The following is a 21,493-nucleotide window of genomic DNA, read 5'->3' as shown; positions in this document are numbered from 1 at the left end:
ATTTTCTCCGCGAAACCTGTAATGAAAAACTATGAAAGAATAGGATTATTTTAATTCAACGGTAGCGCCAGCCGCCTCAAGCTTTTTCTTCATTTCTTCAGCTTCTTCTTTATTGGCGCCTTCTTTGACGGGCTTGGGAGCTGCGTCGACTAAATCCTTTGCTTCTTTAAGGCCTAAGTTTGTGATTGTGCGGACTTCCTTGATAACAGCGATCTTGTTGGCCCCGGCACTGGCTAAAACTACCGTAAAGGCGCTCTTTTCTTCGGCGGCAGGCGCTGCGCCAGCTGCTCCAGCTGCCGCTGCGGGCATAGCCATCATCGGCATATTTGCCTGGACTCCGAATTTATCTTCAAGCGCCTTGACCAGATCCGACAGCTCTAGCACTGTCATCTCTTCAATCGATTTGATCATTTCATCCATTTTCACGTTCGACATGTTTCCTCCTTATTATTGTTTATGATGCCTTTTTTTGTTTAATCTGCTCAAGACAAACCGCAAATTTCTTTAGTGTCCCGTTTAGAACAAAAACCAAATTATTTATAGGCGACTTTAAGGTGCATACGACCTGCGCCCTTAATACATCTTTTGAAGGAAGCTTTGCTAACGCCTCAATGTCTTTTCTTTCTAAAAGCTTCTCATTGAGAAATCCGCCTTGCACCTGAAGCTTCTCATGATCTTTGGCAAAATTGCAGATCACCTTAGAGGCAGCAGCGGATTCTTCTTTTATAAAAACAAGCCCGCATGGGCCCTCTATTTTCTTGGAGGTTTCTTCAAATCCTGCGTCTTTGAGCGCGCGGCGGGCAACGGTATTTTTTACCACAAACATCCCCACCTTCACATCTCTTAGGGCCTGCCTTAGAGAGCAGATATCCGGGCTTGACAAACCGGAATACTTAACCACAAAAACACTTTCCGACTCCTTGATGTATTTCTTAATCCTAGTGCCGGAGATTTCCTTGACTTCTAATCCGATTTTTTTCATACGCTTATCCTTACGGCTGGATTCATGGTAGTAGAAATAGCTGCCGTCTTAACAAACTTTCCTTTAACGCTTGAAGGCTTGGCTTCATTAATAGCATCGACCACCTTTAAGGCGTTCTCATATATTTTATCTTCACTAAAAGAAAACTTCCCCACGGATAAATGAATGCCGCCCTGTTTATCCACGCGATATTCCACCTTGCCGCGCTTTACGTCTTCAATGGCCTTGGTAATATCATTAGTGACAGTGCCGGTCTTGGGGCTGGGCATCAATCCCCTGGGGCCTAAAACCTTGCCTAATTTGCTTAAATCTTTCATCATTTCAGGAGTAGCGATGGCAACATCAAAATCCAGGAATCCACCGGAAACTTTATCAATAAGCTCGTTTGACCCCACAAAATCGGCCCCGCAATCACGCGCCTGACGGTCATGTTCGCCCTTGCAAAAGACAGCCACGCGCACTTTTTTGCCTGTTCCATGCGGCAGGATTACCGTGCCGCGGACCATCTGGTCGGACTTTTTGGAATCCACGTTAAGGCTAAAATGCAGGTCAACAGAAGCGTCAAACTTCGGCTGAGGTAATTTCTTTAAAGCGGCTACCGCTTCTTTAAGAGAAACCTCTTTTTCGCTATCAACTGACTTTTCTACCTGTTGGTATCTTTTGCTGCGTTTTTTCATTTTATCTATCCCTCTATCACAATACCCATACTGCGGGCTGTGCCTTGAATGATTTTTACCGCCGCGTCCATATCGGAGGTATTGATATCTTTCATCTTCTGCTTGGCGATCTCTTCCGCCTGTTTTCTGGTAACCTTGCCGATTATTTCCTTCCCGGCGGTACCGGAAGCCTTTGCCAGATTAGCCGACCTTTTTAAAAGCACCGATGACGGCGGGCTTTTAATAATAAAGGTAAAGGAACGGTCTTCGTAAACACTTATGACAACCGGAAAGATCAAGCCATCGCCTTTTCCTTTAGTCTGATCATTAAATTGCTTACAGAATTGCATGATGTTAACCCCGTGCTGGCCCAATGCCGGCCCTACTGGCGGCGCCGGATTTGCCTGGCCTGCGGGAACATGCAGTTTAATTTGAGCGGTTATTTTCTTAGCCATTTTTTACCAACCTTTTCTTAAATTTTCTCTACCTGCCAATATTCTAATTCTACCGGAGTGGCCCTGCCGAATATGGAGACACTTGCTTTTAATTTTCCTTTTTCCGGATGTATCTCATCTATGGTCCCGTTAAAATTAACAAAGGGGCCTTCAGTAACCCTGACCTGCTCGCCCTTTTCAAAGATGGTTTTAGGGCTGGGCTTGGCTTGGGTTTCTTGAGTTTTCTTGAGTATCGTATCCACTTCAGCAGCCGGAAGCGGCATCGGTTTTCTGCCAAGGCCGATAAAACCGGTAACCCCCGCGGTAGTTTTAACCAACATATAAGTTTCGTCATTTAACTCCATCTCAATAAGAATGTAACCGGGAAAGAATTTACGCTGGGAAATCCTTTTCTTGCCAGAACGGATTTCAGAGACCTGCTCGGTGGGAATGACCACTTGCGAAAAAGATTCTGAAACGCTTGAGGCCGAAATTCTTTTCTCAAGAAGCTTCTTGGCTTTTTCCTCTAGGCCTGTTTGGGTATGGACAATATACCAGTTTTTCATTACTTGAACACCACGCTTAATATTTTAGACAGGCCGCTATCAATGACAAAAATATAAAATGCCATAATCAGCGTCACCACGATAACCGCGATGGTAGAACCGATTAATTCCTGGCGGGTTGACCACGAGACCTTAGTTAATTCCTGTCTTACTTCTTGAACAAATTGAACCGGCTTTGCGATAATATTCATTTTCTTCTCTTTTTTAAAGCAGGAGCGGCAGGACTTGAACCTACAGTCACGGTTTTGGAGACCGTTGGTTTACCATTAACCGACGCTCCTATAAAGCCACAACCCTACTTGATTTCTTTATGCGACGTATGCTTATGACAAAATTTACAATACTTAGAGGTTTCTAATTTATCCTGATGCTGTTTCTTGTTCTTGGTGTCAGTATAATTTCTGTTTTTACAAACTGTGCATTCCAGGGTGATTATTTCTCTCATGTTTTTCTTAGCCCTTATTTTTAAGCCTATTCCCGCAGTTTACAGCTTATCATAAGCTGGAGACGGGAATTGAACCCGTGACCCCGTCCTTACCAAGGACGTGCTCTACCAACTGAGCTACTCCAGCAAAAACGTAAACCACGGGGTTTTGAACACATAAAAACCCACCCAATGAAAGAATTTATAAAAATTCTTTATTTTTCTATAAATCTTGCGAAAAATTTGGGGGATTGATTTAGACCATAGAGTATATATTAAAAAAGTTGATTGTCAACCTTTTTTTTGAAAAAATTTATGATTGGCAAGTTTGGCGAAAATATCCAGGGAAAGTTCCTCCGCTCGCACGTTTGGCTTTAAGGCGTTTTCTCGGCAGAAATAAGAAATATCCTCTTTGGGGATAAGGCTTTTTAGGGTATTGGATAAAACCTTCCTACGCTGCTGAAAACAGGTGCGCACCAGCTTAAAAAATAATGCTTCATCGGCAACTTCTACCTTGGGCTTATCCAGTATCTTTAAATGCAAAAATGCCGAATCCACTTTTGGGATTGGGCAGAAACAATCTTTTTTAATAAAAAATAAGATTTTAGGTTCGGAATAATACTGCACAAAGCAACTCAATGCTCCAAACTTTTTTGTGCCGCTTGAAGCAGTTACCCTTTGCGCGAATTCTTTCTGCACCGTAAGATATACATCGGAAATAACTTCCCTGGAATTAAACAGATGTTCGATGATCGGGGTAGTTATATAGTAAGGAATGTTGCCGATTACTTTTATCTTCTGCCCTGCCGCTAAAGGCCTGATATCGGTTTTCAGAATATCCTGATTAAGCAGGGTTAAATTAGGATATCCTGAAAATTTATCTGCTAAAAGCTTAAAAAGCCTGTTATCTAACTCTATGGCAGTGACATTCAACCGCTTTTCAAGAAGCCCGCCAGTCAAAGCCCCTTCCCCGGGGCCAATCTCAAGCACGCGGTCTTTTTCTTTTGCCCCAAAAGAAGCAATGATCTTTCCCTGCATGTTTTTATCGGCAAGGAAATTCTGGCCCAATCTTTTCTTAGCGATTACGCGCATATTTGCTGTTTTTGAAACAAGATACCGCTTGTTTTACTGCGGTAATGAATGAATCGGGGCGCGCCAGATTCTTGCCGGCTATATCAAAACCGACCCCGTGTAAAGCCGACGTGCGTACCAATGGCAGCCCCAGGGTGATATTTACCCCTGTATCATCCCCGGACAATTTCAAGGGGATAAGCGCCTGATCATGATACAAGGCAAGCGCGCAATCAAATAATTTCTGGTCCATCTTTTTTATTGCCACATCTGCCGGAAGAAGTTTTACCGAATAACCTTTATTTTTGCCTATTGCGGCCAAAAACGGCTTAATGATTTTATTTTCTTCATCCCCTATCGTGCCATTATCTGAAGCATGCGGATTAAGCGCGCAGATAACAAGCCGCGGAGTTTTAATGGAAAACATCTTGTTAAGCGATTCCACGGTAAGGCAAAATGTCTGCTTTAGGCCGCTGGCATTAATACTGCCGGAAACATCTTTTAAGGGTATATGCCTGGTCAAAAGCGCGAAACGTAAACTTTTGTTTAGAAGCATCATTACGATGTTCTTAACGCCAAAAGCCTTCTTGAAATATTCACTATGCCCGACAATATTAAATCCTGCCATGCTTAGCGCCTCTTTGGATACAGGAGAAGTAACTATGCAGTCAACTTGGTTGTTTGCTGCCATTCTCACGCAAACATCAAGATAATCAACACAGGCCCTGCCATAAGAAGCCCTGGTCTTTCCAAAACAAAAATCCCCGGGCGAAACATTATTCAAATCCACAAGCCTTACTTTGTTCTTTCTAAAGTCGCACCCGGACTTTTCTAAAACAAAGGCATCGCCAATAATTGTAAAATCTGCCAAGCCTTTAATTTTATTCAAAGATTTGGCAATAATTTCAGGGCCGATCCCGGAAGGATCCCCCATAGTAATAGCAATTCTTGGTTTTTTAATCATTGACAATACTGATATAGGAATTTTTTTTCATATCGGCAAGCCATGAAGACATGCCCTCTTCCATCTTCAGGTTAAAAAGATAATCGTAGATGGCGCCTTTTACGGCTTCAAAATCCTCTTTCTGGGAAGGGATTATTTTGTCAAGCTTGAAAATATAATAAGTCCCGGCAAGCCAGACCGGCTTGGAGATTTCATTTTCTTTTAAATCAAATATCACCTTTTCTATTTCTTCGGATAATTTTCCTTTACCGCCAACAGACATCCTGTCGGCAGTAATAGCATACTTGGATGACAGGTCTTTAAAAGACGCCCCCTCTTTCGCCTGAGACAAGATTTCCTGAACCTTGCCTGAATCAGAAACAGCCAAAGACTGAATCTGCCTTGTTTCAGGGATAATAAATTGATCCTTATTCTTTTGATAGAAATCAGTTACATCCGCCGGGTTAATGCGGATTTTATTCTTAATATTTGTCTCAACCGCCATATAACTTAAATACTGATCACGGATCTTATTCTCTAAGTCCTCCTGCGCAAGCCCCTGTTTGATCAGGGCCTCCTGAAAGTCTTTATCCGAAGGATACTTTTTCTTGATCTGCGCTATCTTATCCTTAACCCTGGATTCATCGGGCTTAATCCCCATATGCTTGGCTTCCTGCAAGATAAGCTTATCTTCAATGAGCCTGTCCAATAGATCTTTTTTCATTTCCTGGATTTTTTCCTCAAGCTGTCTGCCGCTTAATTGTTCGGATAATTGCAGGCGCAGGAAATTAACAAAATCATTCAAGTCTTTTTGAGTGATAGCATCGTGGTTGACTACCGCCACGATCTTATACTGCTGGGCGCATAAAAAGCAGGGATAAAATGCTGACAGCAAAAATAAAAACACCCCTATACAGAATTTAATTAAGTTTCTCATATTCATCCTTATATAACCCTGTCTTTTTTAGATTCCCGATTGTCTCTCTTAAAAGCCGGCAGTATAAATCAAAACCCACTGCCGATATAAACCCATGCTGCCTGTCTCCTAATATATTGCCCGCTCCTCTTAATTGCAAATCCTCCATGGCGATCTTAAAACCCGAGCCCAAGCCAGAATAATCCTGAATGGCCGCAAGCCTTCTTTGGGCCTGTGAATCCATAGCCGCATTCTTAGGAATAAAAAAATAGGCAAAGGCGGGCCTGTCAAGCCTGCCTACCCGCCCGCGCAGCTGATGTAAATCTGCCAAGCCAAACCTATGCGCGTTATTCACAATAAGGGTATTGGCATTCGGGATATCGATGCCGGATTGAATGATCATCGTACAGACTAAAACATCAATCTTGCCCCTTAAGAAATCAGACATCACCTTTTCTAGAAACAGAGCCGGCATTTGTCCGTGCCCCGTGGCAATTCTGATATTATCCGGCAAAATACGCGCAAGTTTTTCTTTAACCTTTTCTATATCCTCAACCCGGTTATGCAAGAAAAACACCTGTCCTCTGCGGGCCGCCTCTTTTACAACCGCCTGACGGATCAGGTCTTCGTCATATTCTACCACAACGCTTCGGATAGGTAAACGATTTTCAGGCGGGGTATTAATCACAGAAAGATCCCTTGCCCCCATTAAGCCCATATAAAGGGTGCGCGGGATAGGAGTAGCGGTTAAGGTCAAGACATCCGCGATAAGCCGGAATGATTTCATCTTTTCTTTGGCGCGCACTCCAAAACGCTGTTCTTCATCGATGATCACTAATCCTAAATCCTTAAAACAAACATCCTTTGATAAAAGCCGGTGCGTGCCGATAACTATATCCACCTGCCCAGAGGCTATTCTTTGGACTATTTTCTTCTGCTGGGATGCTGAAGAAAAACGAGACAGGCAGGCGATAACAACCGGAAAACCCTGAAAGCGAAAAAGAAAATTCTGATAATGCTGCTGCGCTAAGATTGTCGTAGGGGCTAAAATAGCAACCTGCTTGCTGTTCGTTACCGCCGTGAAGCTGGCGCGCATAGCAACTTCAGTCTTTCCATATCCCACATCTCCGCACAAAAGCCTGTCCATGGGCAGAGCTTTCTGCATATCGCGCTTGACTTCCTCTACCGCCTTTATCTGATCAGCAGTTTCTTCATAAATAAAGCCATCATCAAATTTCTTCTGCCAATCATCATCAACAGCGAAGGAAAATCCTGCCAAAGAAAGCCGCATTGCCTGAAGAGAAATAAGCTCCCAGGCTAACTTCTGCACCCCCTTTTGCACCCTTTGTTTAGTCGCCAGCCAGTTTTTAGAGCCTAAACGGCACAGCTTAGGCCTTTTAGCTTCAAAGGCCAGGTATTTATGCACCAGGTTCATTTCGGCCACAGGAACTAATAATTTTTCCTGCCGGTCGTATTCAACAACCAGATGGTCGCTTGTTTTGTCTTTAACTTTTATTTTCTGGATCCCTAAAAATCTGCCCACCCCCTGCTTGTTGTGCACTACATAATCGCCGATCTTTAAATCTACAAAATTATCAAGAGGAAATTCTTCGTACAAAGGAAGCGACTTAAAGGTTTGCGCGCGGCTAAAGGCAAGAACAATAACCATGGTATGTTCCCACAAATAATCCCCGGAAACAGGATTAAAGGTGCGGATAAAAAGGATCTTCTCGTCTTGGAATTCAATGCGGATAGGAAGCTCAAAAGAAAAAGCAAAGATATCCAGGATCCCGCCGCGGCGGGAAAAATCGCCTTCTTCGGATACTCTTTCCTGACGGGCATAACCAAGTTCAACCAATTTCTGGCAAGCCTGGTCAAGAGAAATTCCTGCTTCTTTGTAAAGTTTTAAAGATTTAAACACAAGCTAATATATCTTCCCTAAGACTTAAAGATAACGCGCGGTTAGTGATTTCTGCCCGATGCATACAAAAAAGGCAGGAAGTAATTGCGCCAAGAGCTTTCAGACGATAAAAACTCGTTTGCCCCAAAGAAATAATCAACAATCGCTTCTCTGGTGCGGGCAAGTTCTTTCAAGTGAGCATAATTCTTATCAGTATCTAAGGTCAAATCTATTAATTCTAAGGCTCGTTCAGAAGCTTTCTTGGAGTAATCGGCATTTCTCTTTATCCGCCAATTAAGCGCGCGCTCTACTTCGCTGCCAATATTGGCCATCTGCTCTAAAAATGATAGTTTACTCCAATTCCCGGCGGCAAGATTTTTATGCTGATAATGCATCAGTTAACCCTTCTTAAAACTATTTCCCTGATCTTCTCGCGGATTGCCTTATCGTCTACAGTGCGGCTTCTATTGCCCTGCGAAGGGCGCATGTTGATCATTGAATCAAATTCAATAAAATCATCGCCCCGCATTTCAGGGTATAGATTGATGCCCCAGAGGTCCTTTTGTTTTGAGCCGTCTTCTAAAAGCAGCGCCTCTAAATCTGAATGCAGCTCAGCATCAAGCGCAACCAATTCTCTCTGGATGTCCACGACGGCCTTTACCAAATTGCCAAAACCAGCTTCGGCTATTTGCTTGAGTTGCCCCAAAGATAATGTTTCTGTTATTATTTTCATTAAAACTTACTTGGCTTTTTTGCCGCTAAAGAATAAAACCAACGGCGAAGCTATATAAACCGTAGAATAGACTCCGCTAATAAACCCGACAAAAAGCGCGAAAGCAAAATTACTTAAAACCTCTCCTCCGTAGAAAAGAATAGCCGCGACCACAAACAAGGTAACCCCTGAAGTAAGGATAGTCCTGGCCAAGGTCTGGTTAACGCTTAAGTTTATCACTTCATATAAACTCATACGTTTACCCAAGCGCATATTCTCGCGCACCCGGTCGTAAATAACAATTGTGTCATTAATAGAATAACCAGCGATAGTTAAAAAGGCAGTTACGCTTAACAGATCAATTTGCCTGCCAGTCATAGCCATAAGACCTAAAGCCACCAATACGTCATGCACCAAAGCTAAAACTCCGGCAATAGCAAAATCAAAATGCCTAAACCTTAATCCCACATAGACCAAGATCCCGACAAACGACCAGAGGACCGCCTGTATGGCCTTAGTTTGCAGATGCTTTCCGGCTATGGGGCCAACTTTTTCTATGCGCATAATCTGCACATCTTCTTGAGGAAATTGTTCTTTAAGCTTATTAGCGATAATATCGCTTTTTTCAGAAGTAGTTTTAATTAAAACTACTCTGGGATTATCCTTAAATTGCTGAATAGAAACATCCTGATAACCGGATTCTTTTAAAAGAACCCTTATTTTATCTACCGGAACATGATTCTTAAAACTATACTCCTGTACCTGGCCTCCGGAGAAATCTATGCCGTAACTTGCCTTGCCGTTCTTAAAGAAATAGAAAAGCCCCGCCCCTATTACAAGAGCTGACAAGGTATAACAGATAAATCTTTTACTGATAAAATCAATTTTGGTTTCCTTGATAAACTGCAGCATAGGAAGAGACTTAATGATCTTTAACGATACCAAAACTTCAAAAATAACCCGGCTGACAAAAATCGCGGTAAACATGCTGGCGATCAAACCTATGGTCAAGGTTACCGCAAAACCTCTGATGGGCCCGGTGCCAAACTGAAAAAGCAAAAATGCCGCCACAAGGGTAGTAAGGTTAGAATCAAATATGGCGCTAAAGGCGCGCGAATAACCATTAGAAATAGCATTGCGCAAGGTCTTGCCTGCGGCGAGTTCCTCGCGGATCCTCTCGTTAATTAAAACATTGGCGTCAACTGCCATGCCTAAAGATAAAGCAATACCAGCAATACCCGGCAAAGTTAAAGTCGCGGAGATCCCCGGGAATAAAACTGGCAACATCCCCAAGCCGCCTAAGATAATAAGCATATTCAAAGCAAGCGCGATATTAGCAACTACGCCAGCGATTAAATAATAGATAAGCATAAAAAGTAAAATGCACGCGCCGCCGATTAAACTGGCCTTGATGCCGGCATTAATAGAATCCTGCCCTAATAACGGGCCGATAGTCCTTTCTTCTTCCACATACATCGGAGCCGGCAAGGCGCCGACCCTTAAGATAATCGCCAGGTCCTGGGCTTCTTCAGGGGTAAATCTTCCGGTAATTACCGCTTGTCCGGAAGGGATAGCCTCTTTGATCATAGGAGCCGACTGCACCTTGCCATCCAAAACAATAGCCAGCCGTTTTCCTATATTTTGACTGGTAATATCAGCGAATTTCTTTGCTCCCTCGGCATTAAACTCTATGGCGACCAACGGCTCATTAAAAGAACTCTGGTCAAATCTAACGCTGGCGTTAGTAAGAGCGCCTCCGGTTAAAACCGAATCTTTTTTAAGGACAATCTGCTCCTTGCTCTCTTCCAGGGTTTTTACCTCAACATCTGCGGCCGGAGTGCCGGAAATAGCGTCTTTTACTTTTACCGGGTCATTTTCCACGATTTTAAATTCCAATAAAGCGGTCTTACCAAGCAATTCCAAGGCACGGTCACGATCGGTAACTCCGGGAAGCTGAACCACAATTTCATCTAATCCCTGTTTCTGAATAGACGGCTCGCGCACGCCAAAAGCATCAATACGGTTACGGATAACTTCCAAGGCGCGGTCACAGGCATCCTGCTTTTCTTTTTCAGGAAGATTTTGAGTGTCCACCTTTAACAATAAATGCATCCCGCCTTTTAGGTCAAGGCCTAAATTAATGCGTTTATCCAAAGGAAAAGCAAAATACGCGAATAATCCCATAACCAAAAGCACAAAAAACGCCTTAAAAAGAAGCTTTCTTTCCATAACCTTTTCTCTACCTTTCTTATTTTATTTGGCCGCAGCAGCAGGCTGTTTCTTTAAGGAAGCAATACAGCTTTTCTCTATTTCAATCTTGGTATTGTCATCTATCCTTAAGATAACTGTCTTATCTTTGATGTTTACAATCGTTCCATGGATGCCTGAAGAAGTAACCACATCATCATTCCTGGAAAGGTTTTCTATCATCGCCTTGTGTTCCTGCTGGCTTTTTTTCTGAGGCCTGATGATCAGAAAATAGAAAATAACAAAAATCATAGCCAGCGGAATAAATTGCATCAATGGGCTTGCTTGGGCGCCTGTAGGCATATTAACATCCTCCTTAACGTTAGCGTAAAACTAAAAGCGAAAAGCGTAAAACTATAGCGTAAAATTAAAAACTTTTTAATTTTGAATTATAGTTTTAAATTTTTCGCTTTGCGTTTTGCGCTTCTATGCTTTAACTGCTTTTGATTGTTTTTTAAAAATGCTGGCGACCGTATTAGAAAGCTGAGCGCCGTTTTTCACCCAATACCCTAAACGCTCAAGATCAATCTTGATCTGCCCGGATCCGGGATTATAAAAACCTATTTCTTCGATAGGCCGGTCATCTCTGCCTCTTCTCTGGTCATAAACGCCAATTCTAAAATGCGCCCGGTTCTTGGGCCTTTTTCCTATTCTTCTTAACCTTACATTAACTGCCATTTCTTTTTTCCTCCTTTTTTTGAATCAGGCAGGCCTCTGGCGTTTATGCCTGATTCACACTTGCCTCTGGCAAGTGACTACACTAATTGCTTCAATCAAAGCTTTAGCCTTATTTACAGTTTCATAATACTCTTTTTCAGGCCGGGAATCCGCTACGATCCCGGCGCCTGCCTGAATATAGCATGTTCTTTGCTTAATTACAATAGTGCGTATAGTGATGCAGGTATCCATATTCTGGGAAAACCCAAAATACCCCACGCAGCCTGCATAGGGCCCGCGGCGGGTGTTTTCAAGTTCATCAATAATTTCCATGGCTCTTACCTTGGGGCTGCCGGAAACTGTCCCGGCGGGGAAACAGGCCCGCAGGGCGCTATAGGCGTCAAATTTCTCATCCAACAAGGCCTTTACTTCAGAAACAATATGCATCACATGCGAATAACGCTCCACCTTCATAAGCTGACTGACCTGGACTTTGCCGGATTTTGCCACACGGCCCAGATCGTTTCTTCCTAAATCTACCAGCATAATATGTTCGGCTTTTTCCTTGGCGTCATTAAGCAATTCTTCTTCCAGCTTTTTGTCTTCTTCTTCGTTCTTGCCTCTTGGCCTTGTCCCGGCAATGGGGCGGGTCTGTATAATTGCGTCTTCGCAACGCACTAAAAGTTCCGGAGAAGCGCCCACCAAAGAAATATCATCTAATTTCAAAAAAAACATATACGGCGAAGGATTGATCCCGCGCAGCCTGCGGTAGACATCAAATGCCTGCCCGGACAAGGCAAGGCTGAACCTTTGAGATAAAGCCACCTGAATAATATCTCCGGCGCGAATATATTTTTTGGCTTTTCTAACCATATCCTGGAATTCGCTCTTTTTATAATTAGAAGAAACTTTGACTTTCTTTGCGCAATTCAAGAATTCCATTTCTTTGCCAGCAAGCGGTTGATTCAAACGCTTATGCATCTGCGTAATGTTATTAAGCGCATTCTTATAAAGCTTGGTTAACCTGGCTTTAGGATTTTTCTTGTCCGGCAAAATCACATTCGCCACAATCTTAATCGTATGCCGAACGTGGTCAAAAATAAGAATGGTATCGGTAAGCATAAATACCATGTCGGGAAGATTTAACTTATCAGGATTTTTATCCGGTATATTCTCAAAGAACCTGCCCATATCATAACCCATGAAACCGACCATCCCCCCGGAAAAACGCGGCAGTTCTTTTATAGCCACCGGCTTAAAAGTTTGCATGATCTGGCGTATTTCATCAAGGGGGTCTTTAGAAGCGGTAAATCTTTTAGAAGATGCCCTGCCCTTATCAATAATCTGGATCTTTTTGCCATAGGCCCGCAGGACAAGCGCAGGGTTGGCCCCCAAGAAAGAATAACGCGCTATTTTCTCCTGGCCTTCTACAGATTCAAGAAGAAAAGAAAAATCCCCGCTTGCAATCTTTAAATAGGCAGAAACAGGCGTATCAAGGTCAGCGTTTATTTCCTTATATATAGGAATAACGTTTCCCCGGCGCGACAGCTTTAAGAATTCTTTGAATGTGAGAGAATACATATCTTAAGAGTACTAAAAATACATTGCAGAGTGTAAAGCTAAAGGCGAAAAACGTAAAACTACAGTGCAAAATTAAAAACTAAAAATACATTGCAGAGTGTAAAGCTAAAAGCGAAAAGTGTAAAACTATAGCGTAAAATTAAAAATTTTGAATTTTAAATTATGGTTTTGCGTTTTTCGCTTTACGCTTTTCGCTTACTTGATTCTCCTATAAAAACACGACCTGTTCCCTGTATGGCAGGCAGCGCCCACCTGGCGCACCTTTACCAAAAGCGCATCCATATCGCAATCATACCAAACGGATTTTACAAATTGGAAATGCCCGGAAGTCATGCCTTTGACCCAGTATTCTTTACGCGAACGCGACCAGAAGCAAGTCTTGCCGGACTTTAGTGTTCTTTTTACAGACTCCAAATTCATATAAGCCACCATCAAGACTTCATTAGTCTTATAATCCTGCACAATCGCCGGAATCAAACCCTTATCATCAAATTTCAGATCTTTCAAGTACAATTTTTTATTCATCTTACTGCTACGCCTTTCGTTCTTAAATATTGCTTAACTTGTTTCACGGTTAATTCCTGATAATGAAAAACAGAAGCTGCTAAAGCGGCATCCGCGCCAGCCTTTAAAAAAACATCGCTTATATGCTCACAAGTACCCGCGCCTCCTGAAGCAATTAGCGGAATATTAACTGCGCCTGTGACCGCCTTTGTCAGCTTTAGATCATAGCCGTCTTTTGTGCCGTCATAATCCATACTGGTTAGAAGTATTTCTCCGGCGCCTGCTTCTTCTACTTTTTTTGCCCATTCTACCGCGTCAATGCCGGTGGGAGTTCTTCCCCCGTTTATATACACTTCCCACTTTCTAACCTCTGACTTCTGACTTCTGACTTCTGACTTCGCGTCTATCGCTACTACTATACACTGGCTGCCAAAACGCCTGGCCGAATCGCTAACTAGATCAGGAAATTTTACTGCCGCAGTATTTATGGACACCTTATCTGCGCCGGCATTTAAAAGATCGCGTATATCCTCAATGCTTCTTATCCCGCCTCCAACAGTAAAAGGCATATAGATATTTTGCGCGATTTTCTCTACCAGAGAAACCAGCGTCTTGCGATTCTCAAAACTCGCGGTAATATCCAGAAATACTAATTCATCCGCGCCCTGTTTATCGTAGGCCTGGGCCACTTCCACAGGATCCCCGGCATCGCGAAGCCCCAAAAAACGCACGCCCTTGACTACCCTGCCGTCTTTGATGTCTAAACAGGGAATAATACGTTTAGTTAACATGTTTTTCAGCTATCAGCTATCAGCTATCAGCTATCAGCTATCAGCTGAAGGCTGACGACTGAAAGCTGAACTCTTATTTTACTTTCTGCTCGCTTACTTTCTTTTCCGGAGCATTCTTTAGCTTTGCCCAAGTATCCTTGCCGACTTTGCCATCCACCTGCAGGCCATTATCTTTCTGAAAGTTGCGGATAGCTTTTCTTGTCCTTTTGCCGATTTTCCCATCAACGGGCCCGTTATAATAGCCAGCATTCTTCAAGGCAGCCTGTATCTGCTTTGCCTTAGGGCGGGATTTCACTTCAGGAATAGCTGCCCCCATAGAAACCGCGGCTTGCGACGCAACAAACTTTTCACTCGGCGCCTGACTAACAGAATAACGCAGCTGGGTTATCTGATCATCCTTATACTGTATTTCTGATTTTAGCGAAGACACCTGGCTTTTTAGCTCATTTATCTGATTAACTTGTTTTCTGCAGACTGTGGAACAGCCGCTTAAAGCTAAAACACCCACTAATGCTAACCCCAAACCTAAAACTTTTCTCATATTCCCCTCTCCTTTTTGTAGAGTTTTATTTTCACGATTTATTTTTTTTGTCTTTTACTTTTTACTTTTACCTTTTTACTTTTGACTTTTTACTTTTGACTTCTTAACGCTTGTTGTAATGTAAACTTCCCCTCATACAAGGCCTTGCCAATAATAACAGCTTCCACGCCGTCTTTTTCTAGGGCGCGCAATTTCACCAGATCCGAAAGCGCGGTTATGCCTCCGGAAGCCACAATCTTTAGCCCGCTTTTTTTAAGAAGCTCTTTGACCGCCTTAAGATTAGGCCCCTTTAGCATACCGTCTTTAGAGGTATCCGTAAAGATTAAATTTTTAAAACCTATTGCCTTTAACTGGGCAACAAAATCCAAGACTGTAATTCCGCTGTGCTTTTCCCAGCCGCGGGTTAAGACTTCGCCGTCTTTAGCATCAACACTGACAATAACCTTATCTTTAAAATTAGAAAAGGCGCCTTTAAGGAATTCTTTATCCTCGGCAGCGCGAGTCCCCAAAACCACCCGCCAAATTCCAGCATCAAGAATTGCTTCTATCGCCCTTAGGCTGCGCAAACCTCCGCCAAACTCTATCTTTACTTCTGTATTTTTCACAATCTCTTTGACAATCGGCAAATTTACAGACTGCCCGCTGTTTGCTCCGTCAAGGTCAACAATATGAATGACGCTGGCGCCCTGTTTTTGCCAATGCTTCGCGGTTTTAAGCGGATCTTTAGAATAAACAGTCTTCTTGTCAAACTTGCCCTGCAAGAGCCTGACTACCGCGCCGTCTTTAATGTCTATTGCTGGGATAATTAGCATATTAGCTGTAAGCTGTAAGCTATAAGTTATAAGCTAAAAGCGTAAAGCGAAAAGCGTAAAACTATAGCGTAAAATTAAAAATACATTGTATAATGTAAAGCTAAAAGTGCAAAACGTAAAATCACAGCGTAAAATTTAAAACTTTGAATTTTTAATTATGGTTTTTAGCTAAATGATATATTACTATACTACTTAAAACTATTTCTATAAACTTATAAAGTTCTTCAAGATGATTAAACCTGCCTCCTGGCTTTTTTCCGGGTGAAACTGCACGCCAAAAATATTATCCTTCCAGATAACCGAGGCAAAATCCACTCCATAATCAGTAGTAGAAGCAACTACTTTTTTATCATCAGGGCAGGCATAGTAAGAATGGCAAAAATAGACCTGGGCCTTATGGTCTAAGCCTTTAAACAGGGGGCAGACGTTTTGTAATGGCTTAAGATTATTCCACCCCATATGCGGGACCTTTAAGCCTAAAGAGGGAGAAAATTTCTTCACCTCTCCCTTGATAACGCCAATTCCTTTGTTCTTTTTTGCCTCTTGGCTTTTTTCCAATAAAAGCTGCATGCCTAAACAAATCCCCAAGAAAATCTTTCCCTTGGCAATCAGATCTTTTATCGGATTAGTGAAACCTTTTTTATTTAATTCCTCCATGGCGTCATCAAAAGCGCCCACTCCAGGCAGAATAATCTTAGAACACCTGTCAAGCCCTTCAGCAGTTACGGCGACAAAAGTATCCTCGCCCATAGCCTGAATAGCTTTATTCACGCTATGGATATTGCCCATATTATAATCAATAATCCCGATCATTTAGTCAATAATTCCTTTTGTGGAAGGGACGCCTTTTCTGCGCGGCTCAATTTGAGTGGCCATGTCAAGGGCAATGCCGAATGCTTTAAACACAGGCTCTAAGTTAGTGTGTAAATCCACATTATCGCTTGAAAGCTTAATACTTAAATTTACCCCCAACCTTTTTGCAAAGGCTTCAAAAAAATGATTTGCATACTCAAAGGAATAACCTTGGGTATTTTTTAATTTAGCGTCCTGCGTAATTTTACCCTCTATACCATTAAAGAATCCTCTGCCGCTTATATCTACCACCACCTGCGAGACTACATCTTCCATCGGCACAGACGACGATCCAAACCTGCGCAAGGCCTTCTTATCGCCCAGGGCTTTTTTAAAAGCATCCCCCAAAACAATGCCGATATCTTCGTTGGTGTGATGGATGTCCACTTTAAGATCACCCTTTGCTTTAATCGTCAAATCAAAAAAACCGTGAAAAGCAAATAACTCCAGCATGTGATCCAACAAGCCAATGCCGGTGTCAATCTTGGAATTTCCATCGCCATCAAGCACCAACTTAATATCTATCTGCGTCTCCCGCGAACTTCTTTTTACACTAGCATTTCTTTTTTTCATATTCAATCTCCAGCTATTTATTAAACCTTGCTTTTACCGAATCCACGTGCCGCAACAAACCCTCAATACCGGCTATTTTCTCTAAAGGCTCTTTTACTTTCTCAAGGGCTTTTTTGGAATAACCGATAACATGGATACTTTTGATAAAGTCTGTTGCGCAAAGCCCGGAGAAAAATCTGGCTGTGCCGGATGTGGGCAAAACGTGGCTGGGGCCGGCCACATAATCTCCGACTGCCGCCGGGCTATAAGGCCCTAAGAAAACTGCTCCCGCATTTTTCACTAATTTTACCAAACGGTTCGGGTTATTCACCAGAATTTCCAGATGCTCCGGAGCAATCTGATTTGAAATCTCAACTGCCTGCTCTAAATTCTTGACCAAAATAATATACCCGTTGTCTTCGGAACAACGGCTGTTTATTTCTTTGGCCAAAGATTTAGAATTGGTAATTAAAATCGCCAATCCCGCGCTATGTTCGGCCTGCGCCTTAAGGTCCGAAACAATAAAGTCCGGATCAGTCAAACGGTTAGCAATAACTACCAACTCCGTTGGCCCGGCAATCATATCAATATCCACCTTGCCAAAAACCTGCCGCTTGGCTTCGCTTACGTACACATTCCCCGGCCCGACAATTTTATCAACCCGGGCAATAGTCTTTGTACCATAAGCTAAAGCCGCAATGGCCTGCGCTCCGCCCACGCGATAGATCTCATCTACCTTTAATAAATCCGCCATAACCAGAATATGCGGGTTAATAAAACCATTTTTGTCCGGAGGGCTGGCCAACACAATTTTCTTCACCCCGGCGATCCTGGCAGGCAAAACTGTCATGTAAACCGTAGAAACCAACGGCGCGGTCCCGGCAGGGATATAAATCCCCACTCTTTCTAAGGCAGTATAATTCTCGCCCAAAGATATCCCGTCCGCGTCTTTTATCCTCCATGATTTCTTGATGGTCTTACGATAAAATCTATTCACATTTTCCATGACCATCTTCAAAGTGGGAATAAAATTAGGGGTGATGTTCTGATAGGCGCCGCTAATTTCTATCTGTGAAACGCGCAGCTGCCGCGCTGGCATACGCACCCCGTCAAACTTACGGGTATATTTAAGCACGGCCTCATCGCCAAAAAGGCGCACATCCTCAATTATTTTCTTGACCTTTTCTTCCACGCGCTTGGAACGCCAAGAGGCGCGCTGGCATATTTTCTCTAATTGCTTGCCTGTAGGACGGATGATCTTCATTGTAAATTCCCCATTATTTTCTTAATCTGGTCAAAGACTAAATCTATATTCTCTGGCTTTGTGCCGCCTGCTTGGGCAAAATCCGCTCTTCCCCCGCCTGAACCACCGATAAATTGCCCCACCTGTTTAATGATCATATTAGCGTCAAATTTTGTTCCAGCAATATCCGAGGTCACCCCAATAACCAAAAATACTTTACCGGCTGTTGCTGATGCCAAGGCCACAACCGCGTTATTGGTTTTCTCCTTAACCAAATCCATATTCTTACGCAATAGCTGTATGTCAAGATTATCTAAAGATGCGCCAATAAATTTTACGCCATTTATCTCGCATGCACTATTTATAATCTGGTCAATACCGGATTTAAGATTAGTCATTTTATTAGCGCTTAATTCTTTTTCCAGTTCCTTGACCCGGGCTAAACTTTTCTGGGCGGCTATTTTTAAACTTTCTTGATTCACATTAAAAGTTTGAGCCAGATCTCCAAGAAGCTCTTCCTCTTTCTTAAAAGCCTTATAGGAAGCTAAACCAGTCACTGCCTCAATTCTTCTAACCCCGCTTGCTACAGAACTTTCATGGATAATTTTAAAGCTTCCAGCTTGCGCAGTATTGTCTAGATGCGTCCCGCCGCAAAGCTCGCGCGACACATCGGCGACACTAACCATGCGCACTTTATCCTCATATTTCTCGCCAAAAAACGCCAATGCCCCTTTTTTCTTGGCCATAGCAATTGGCATTTCCTTAACTTCTAAAGAAACTGCCTCCAGAATATTTTTATTCACTTCTTCTTCAATGCGTGAAAGTTCTTCACCGGTTATAGCTTTAAAGTGGCTAAAGTCAAAACGCAATTTTTCTTCTGAAACTAAAGATCCCTGCTGACGAATATGCTCACCCAGCACTTTTCTTAATGCTGCTTGCAAAAGATGAGTAGTAGTATGATTACGGGCAATATCCATACGCCTCTTCTGGTCTACCTCTGCGGTTACCTGATCAAGAAGCTTGAAACTTCCCTTTTTAACTCTACCGTGATGCAAAATTACCTTGTCCACTTTTTGCGTACTTAAAACTTCAAAAATATTCTTACCCTTAATAATAAGCCCTGTGTCGCCGACTTGGCCGCCAGATTCAGGATAAAAGCAAGTCTTATCAAGAATTACTACCGCCTCTTCGCCCTCTTTTATTTTCTTTCCTTGGCTTTTGCCAGTTAAAATCTTAAGCAACTTGGCTGTTCCTGAAAAACTCTTATACCCCAAAAAGTTTGTCTTCTTTACTGCTAAATGCGCGTGCGATAAACCAAAGACGTCTCCCTTCATCGCGCTTTTTTGTTTAGAGCGGGCCTTTTGTTCTTCCATACAGGAAGAAAAACAAGTTTCTAACTTCTCTTCTTTGAAACTAAATTTATTTTTAGACAACCAATCTTTAGTAATTTCAAAAGGAACTCCGTTTGTGTCATAAAGCTCAAAGGCCAAAACACCTAATATATCTTCTTGGGAGTTTTTCTTATCCGAGAACTTATCGGACAATATTTTATCGCTGGTTTCAAGAGTGGCAATGAAAGCCTTTTCCTCGCTTAAGATTATCTGGGTGATATTTTCCTGACGCTCTCTTAATTCTGGATAAGGCTTAAGCATTACCTGCGATACAACCGGGACTAATTTATATAAAAACGGCAACTTCACTTCAAGTGCCCTAAGATGCATCAGGCTCTTACGGATAATTTTCCTTATTACATAGCCTCTTGCCTCATTAGAAGGAATAACCCCGTCATAAATTGAGAAAACTACAGCACGAATATGGTCGCTTACCGCGTAAAGCAGGTTCTCTTTTTCTCTGTCCTCTGTCCTCTGTCCTCTGTCCTCTATTTCTTTAACAATCGGCTGAAACAATTCAGTCTGGAAATTATTTTTCACGCCCTGCATTACCGCAGTCAAGCGCTCCAAGCCCATACCGGTATCAATATTTTTCTTTGGCAACGGTTCCAAGATACCGCCGTCTTTGCGGTTATACTGGGTAAAAACTAAATTCCAAATCTCGGCAAATCTGCCGCAGGAACAAGACGGATCACAAACTTTCTCACCACAGCCAACATCTTCTCCAAAGTCATAAAATATTTCTGAACAGGGGCCGCAGGGGCCGTTGGGGCCTTTTTCTTTGGCATCTGCCGGCCAGAAATTATCATGATCGCCTAACTTCACAATTCTCTCTTTAGGGATACCGACTTTATCCTTCCAAATTAAATATGCTTCGCTATCCTCTTGGTAAACTGAAACCCAAAGCCTTTCTTGGGGGATCTTTAATTCTTCAATTAAGAATTCCCACGCCCACTGTATCGCCTCATCTTTAAAATAATCGCCAAAAGAAAAATTACCCAGCATCTCAAAGAAAGTATGATGCACGGCGGTTTTCCCCACTTTATCCAGGTCATCAGTGCGCAGGCAACGCTGAGAACTTACCGCGCGGGTAAAACCTGCGTTAAACCCCATAAATTGTTTTTTAAATTGGTTCATCCCGGCAGGAGTAAATAAAACCGTAGGGTCATCAACAGGAATCAAAGAATCGCTTAAGACAACCTTATGCTTTTTGGATTTAAAAAAATCCAAATATTTTTCTCTTAAAATATCCGCTTTCATAATCTTTCCATTGCCCTGTCAACATCCAATTCATCAAAGCCCTGCCTTAAAAAATAATCTTTTAATCTTTCTTTTTGTAAAGCCGGGGTTTTCTCTAATTTCCATTGCGCCAGATTAAATATTCTTTCTTCTTCGGCAGGCACAGGATTACTCTTTAATTCTTCTTCAAGAAAAGATTCCTCTACGCCTTTTAAAAGAATGGCTTCTCTTATCTTCTCAAACGGCACCGGCTTGTCTATTTTTTGCCCCAGATACAAGCGGATAAATTTTGCATCGTCTACATACTGGCCGGACTCTAAGAAGTTGAGCGCCTCTTTTATTTCATCTGCTGCAAAGCCTTTTGCCTCTAAGCGGCGGACCATTTCAAGCCTGGTGCGCGGTGAAAACTTCAACAGAAAAAGCGCGTACTTCTTTGCTTTTTCGTTTTTATTTAACTTATCCGCTTTATGCACTGCCAC

General features: G+C 42.6%; 26 protein-coding genes and 2 tRNA genes. All 28 read right to left on the bottom strand.

Going from position 1 to position 21,493, the window contains the following annotated elements:
• Positions 1–45: 45 nt before the first annotated feature.
• Entirely contained in the window at positions 46–435 is a 390-nt protein-coding gene (gene rplL, locus MUF05_01695; protein MCU0665793.1) for a 50S ribosomal protein L7/L12, read from the bottom strand.
• A 19-nt stretch (positions 436–454) separates the two neighbouring features.
• Positions 455–982 (bottom strand): 50S ribosomal protein L10, encoded by a 528-nt coding sequence (gene rplJ, locus MUF05_01690; GenBank protein MCU0665792.1) that lies wholly within the window; start codon positions 980–982, stop codon positions 455–457.
• Positions 979–1,659: a 50S ribosomal protein L1 gene (rplA, locus tag MUF05_01685; GenBank protein ID MCU0665791.1), complete on the bottom strand. Its 681-nt coding sequence runs from the start codon at positions 1,657–1,659 to the stop codon at positions 979–981. Before rplA ends, rplJ begins: the two co-directional genes overlap by 4 nt.
• A 5-nt stretch (positions 1,660–1,664) precedes the next feature.
• Entirely contained in the window at positions 1,665–2,093 is a 429-nt protein-coding gene (rplK, locus tag MUF05_01680) for a 50S ribosomal protein L11 (protein ID MCU0665790.1), read from the bottom strand.
• Positions 2,094–2,110: 17 nt separating this feature from the next.
• On the bottom strand, positions 2,111–2,638 hold the full coding sequence (gene nusG, locus MUF05_01675) for a transcription termination/antitermination protein NusG (GenBank protein MCU0665789.1): 528 nt from the start codon (positions 2,636–2,638) through the stop codon (positions 2,111–2,113).
• On the bottom strand, positions 2,638–2,829 hold the full coding sequence (gene secE, locus MUF05_01670; GenBank protein ID MCU0665788.1) for a preprotein translocase subunit SecE: 192 nt from the start codon (positions 2,827–2,829) through the stop codon (positions 2,638–2,640). Before secE ends, nusG begins: the two co-directional genes overlap by 1 nt.
• A gap of 19 nt (positions 2,830–2,848) precedes the next feature.
• Positions 2,849–2,919 (bottom strand) — tRNA-Trp (locus MUF05_01665).
• A gap of 14 nt (positions 2,920–2,933) precedes the next feature.
• The gene (rpmG, locus tag MUF05_01660) at positions 2,934–3,083 is read right to left on the bottom strand and encodes a 50S ribosomal protein L33 (GenBank protein MCU0665787.1); all 150 of its coding nucleotides are present in this window, start codon (positions 3,081–3,083) and stop codon (positions 2,934–2,936) included.
• A 54-nt stretch (positions 3,084–3,137) separates the two neighbouring features.
• A tRNA-Thr gene (locus MUF05_01655) sits at positions 3,138–3,210 on the bottom strand.
• A 143-nt stretch (positions 3,211–3,353) separates the two neighbouring features.
• Positions 3,354–4,154, bottom strand: a complete 801-nt coding sequence (rsmA, locus tag MUF05_01650; protein MCU0665786.1) for a 16S rRNA (adenine(1518)-N(6)/adenine(1519)-N(6))-dimethyltransferase RsmA — start codon at positions 4,152–4,154, stop codon at positions 3,354–3,356.
• A complete protein-coding gene (gene pdxA / locus MUF05_01645) occupies positions 4,138–5,097 on the bottom strand; it encodes a 4-hydroxythreonine-4-phosphate dehydrogenase PdxA (GenBank protein ID MCU0665785.1) in 960 nt (319 codons plus the stop codon). The genes rsmA and pdxA overlap by 17 nt, the downstream gene beginning before the upstream one ends.
• Positions 5,090–6,013 (bottom strand): peptidyl-prolyl cis-trans isomerase, encoded by a 924-nt coding sequence (locus tag MUF05_01640; GenBank protein MCU0665784.1) that lies wholly within the window; start codon positions 6,011–6,013, stop codon positions 5,090–5,092. Before MUF05_01640 ends, pdxA begins: the two co-directional genes overlap by 8 nt.
• Positions 5,997–7,913, bottom strand: coding sequence for a DEAD/DEAH box helicase (locus MUF05_01635; protein ID MCU0665783.1), 1,917 nt, complete (start codon positions 7,911–7,913; stop codon positions 5,997–5,999). The genes MUF05_01640 and MUF05_01635 overlap by 17 nt, the downstream gene beginning before the upstream one ends.
• A 41-nt stretch (positions 7,914–7,954) precedes the next feature.
• Complete coding sequence (locus MUF05_01630; GenBank protein ID MCU0665782.1) at positions 7,955–8,287, bottom strand: hypothetical protein; 333 nt, start codon at positions 8,285–8,287, stop codon at positions 7,955–7,957.
• Positions 8,287–8,625: a DUF5674 family protein gene (locus MUF05_01625; GenBank protein ID MCU0665781.1), complete on the bottom strand. Its 339-nt coding sequence runs from the start codon at positions 8,623–8,625 to the stop codon at positions 8,287–8,289. Before MUF05_01625 ends, MUF05_01630 begins: the two co-directional genes overlap by 1 nt.
• A gap of 6 nt (positions 8,626–8,631) precedes the next feature.
• Complete coding sequence (gene secD, locus MUF05_01620) at positions 8,632–10,833, bottom strand: protein translocase subunit SecD (protein ID MCU0665780.1); 2,202 nt, start codon at positions 10,831–10,833, stop codon at positions 8,632–8,634.
• 24 nt (positions 10,834–10,857) lie between these two features.
• A complete protein-coding gene (yajC, locus tag MUF05_01615; protein MCU0665779.1) occupies positions 10,858–11,154 on the bottom strand; it encodes a preprotein translocase subunit YajC in 297 nt (98 codons plus the stop codon).
• 123 nt (positions 11,155–11,277) lie between these two features.
• Complete coding sequence (rpsP, locus tag MUF05_01610) at positions 11,278–11,529, bottom strand: 30S ribosomal protein S16 (protein MCU0665778.1); 252 nt, start codon at positions 11,527–11,529, stop codon at positions 11,278–11,280.
• A gap of 54 nt (positions 11,530–11,583) precedes the next feature.
• Positions 11,584–13,089, bottom strand: coding sequence for an anthranilate synthase component I (trpE, locus tag MUF05_01605; protein ID MCU0665777.1), 1,506 nt, complete (start codon positions 13,087–13,089; stop codon positions 11,584–11,586).
• Positions 13,090–13,284: 195 nt separating this feature from the next.
• A complete protein-coding gene (hisI, locus tag MUF05_01600; protein MCU0665776.1) occupies positions 13,285–13,614 on the bottom strand; it encodes a phosphoribosyl-AMP cyclohydrolase in 330 nt (109 codons plus the stop codon).
• Positions 13,611–14,384 (bottom strand): imidazole glycerol phosphate synthase subunit HisF, encoded by a 774-nt coding sequence (gene hisF, locus MUF05_01595; protein ID MCU0665775.1) that lies wholly within the window; start codon positions 14,382–14,384, stop codon positions 13,611–13,613. Before hisF ends, hisI begins: the two co-directional genes overlap by 4 nt.
• A 73-nt stretch (positions 14,385–14,457) precedes the next feature.
• The gene (locus tag MUF05_01590; protein MCU0665774.1) at positions 14,458–14,925 is read right to left on the bottom strand and encodes a peptidoglycan-binding protein; all 468 of its coding nucleotides are present in this window, start codon (positions 14,923–14,925) and stop codon (positions 14,458–14,460) included.
• A gap of 89 nt (positions 14,926–15,014) precedes the next feature.
• Positions 15,015–15,737, bottom strand: a complete 723-nt coding sequence (gene hisA, locus MUF05_01585; GenBank protein ID MCU0665773.1) for a 1-(5-phosphoribosyl)-5-[(5-phosphoribosylamino)methylideneamino]imidazole-4-carboxamide isomerase — start codon at positions 15,735–15,737, stop codon at positions 15,015–15,017.
• A 204-nt stretch (positions 15,738–15,941) separates the two neighbouring features.
• Positions 15,942–16,550, bottom strand: coding sequence for an imidazole glycerol phosphate synthase subunit HisH (gene hisH, locus MUF05_01580; protein ID MCU0665772.1), 609 nt, complete (start codon positions 16,548–16,550; stop codon positions 15,942–15,944).
• The gene (locus MUF05_01575) at positions 16,551–17,162 is read right to left on the bottom strand and encodes an imidazoleglycerol-phosphate dehydratase (protein ID MCU0665771.1); all 612 of its coding nucleotides are present in this window, start codon (positions 17,160–17,162) and stop codon (positions 16,551–16,553) included.
• A gap of 13 nt (positions 17,163–17,175) precedes the next feature.
• The gene (gene hisD / locus MUF05_01570) at positions 17,176–18,405 is read right to left on the bottom strand and encodes a histidinol dehydrogenase (GenBank protein MCU0665770.1); all 1,230 of its coding nucleotides are present in this window, start codon (positions 18,403–18,405) and stop codon (positions 17,176–17,178) included.
• The gene (gene alaS, locus MUF05_01565; GenBank protein ID MCU0665769.1) at positions 18,402–21,035 is read right to left on the bottom strand and encodes an alanine--tRNA ligase; all 2,634 of its coding nucleotides are present in this window, start codon (positions 21,033–21,035) and stop codon (positions 18,402–18,404) included. The genes hisD and alaS overlap by 4 nt, the downstream gene beginning before the upstream one ends.
• Positions 21,032–21,493, bottom strand: coding sequence for a RecX family transcriptional regulator (locus MUF05_01560; GenBank protein ID MCU0665768.1), 462 nt, complete (start codon positions 21,491–21,493; stop codon positions 21,032–21,034). The genes alaS and MUF05_01560 overlap by 4 nt, the downstream gene beginning before the upstream one ends.

This window comes from Candidatus Omnitrophota bacterium (genome assembly GCA_025453395.1).
In the GTDB taxonomy this organism is placed as follows: domain Bacteria; phylum Omnitrophota; class Gorgyraeia; order Gygaellales; family Profunditerraquicolaceae; genus JAlOQK01.
This window is presented reverse-complemented; position numbering and strand designations above follow the sequence as displayed.

Coding starts and splice junctions, on each gene's coding strand:
- hisD (MCU0665770.1), bottom strand. CDS start 18,405: ATGAAGATCATCCGTCCTACAGGCAAGCAATTAGAGAAAATATGCCAG.
- MUF05_01575 (MCU0665771.1), bottom strand. CDS start 17,162: ATGAAAAAAAGAAATGCTAGTGTAAAAAGAAGTTCGCGGGAGACGCAG.
- rpsP (MCU0665778.1), bottom strand. CDS start 11,529: ATGGCAGTTAATGTAAGGTTAAGAAGAATAGGAAAAAGGCCCAAGAAC.
- yajC (MCU0665779.1), bottom strand. CDS start 11,154: ATGCCTACAGGCGCCCAAGCAAGCCCATTGATGCAATTTATTCCGCTG.
- hisI (MCU0665776.1), bottom strand. CDS start 13,614: ATGAATAAAAAATTGTACTTGAAAGATCTGAAATTTGATGATAAGGGT.
- rsmA (MCU0665786.1), bottom strand. CDS start 4,154: ATGCGCGTAATCGCTAAGAAAAGATTGGGCCAGAATTTCCTTGCCGAT.
- rplL (MCU0665793.1), bottom strand. CDS start 435: ATGTCGAACGTGAAAATGGATGAAATGATCAAATCGATTGAAGAGATG.
- trpE (MCU0665777.1), bottom strand. CDS start 13,089: ATGTATTCTCTCACATTCAAAGAATTCTTAAAGCTGTCGCGCCGGGGA.
- MUF05_01630 (MCU0665782.1), bottom strand. CDS start 8,287: ATGCATTATCAGCATAAAAATCTTGCCGCCGGGAATTGGAGTAAACTA.
- rplJ (MCU0665792.1), bottom strand. CDS start 982: ATGAAAAAAATCGGATTAGAAGTCAAGGAAATCTCCGGCACTAGGATT.
- hisA (MCU0665773.1), bottom strand. CDS start 15,737: ATGCTAATTATCCCAGCAATAGACATTAAAGACGGCGCGGTAGTCAGG.
- rpmG (MCU0665787.1), bottom strand. CDS start 3,083: ATGAGAGAAATAATCACCCTGGAATGCACAGTTTGTAAAAACAGAAAT.
- hisF (MCU0665775.1), bottom strand. CDS start 14,384: ATGTTAACTAAACGTATTATTCCCTGTTTAGACATCAAAGACGGCAGG.
- hisH (MCU0665772.1), bottom strand. CDS start 16,550: ATGATCGGGATTATTGATTATAATATGGGCAATATCCATAGCGTGAAT.
- pdxA (MCU0665785.1), bottom strand. CDS start 5,097: ATGATTAAAAAACCAAGAATTGCTATTACTATGGGGGATCCTTCCGGG.
- rplK (MCU0665790.1), bottom strand. CDS start 2,093: ATGGCTAAGAAAATAACCGCTCAAATTAAACTGCATGTTCCCGCAGGC.
- alaS (MCU0665769.1), bottom strand. CDS start 21,035: ATGAAAGCGGATATTTTAAGAGAAAAATATTTGGATTTTTTTAAATCC.
- MUF05_01590 (MCU0665774.1), bottom strand. CDS start 14,925: ATGAGAAAAGTTTTAGGTTTGGGGTTAGCATTAGTGGGTGTTTTAGCT.
- MUF05_01625 (MCU0665781.1), bottom strand. CDS start 8,625: ATGAAAATAATAACAGAAACATTATCTTTGGGGCAACTCAAGCAAATA.
- secD (MCU0665780.1), bottom strand. CDS start 10,833: ATGGAAAGAAAGCTTCTTTTTAAGGCGTTTTTTGTGCTTTTGGTTATG.
- secE (MCU0665788.1), bottom strand. CDS start 2,829: ATGAATATTATCGCAAAGCCGGTTCAATTTGTTCAAGAAGTAAGACAG.
- rplA (MCU0665791.1), bottom strand. CDS start 1,659: ATGAAAAAACGCAGCAAAAGATACCAACAGGTAGAAAAGTCAGTTGAT.
- MUF05_01640 (MCU0665784.1), bottom strand. CDS start 6,013: ATGAGAAACTTAATTAAATTCTGTATAGGGGTGTTTTTATTTTTGCTG.
- nusG (MCU0665789.1), bottom strand. CDS start 2,638: ATGAAAAACTGGTATATTGTCCATACCCAAACAGGCCTAGAGGAAAAA.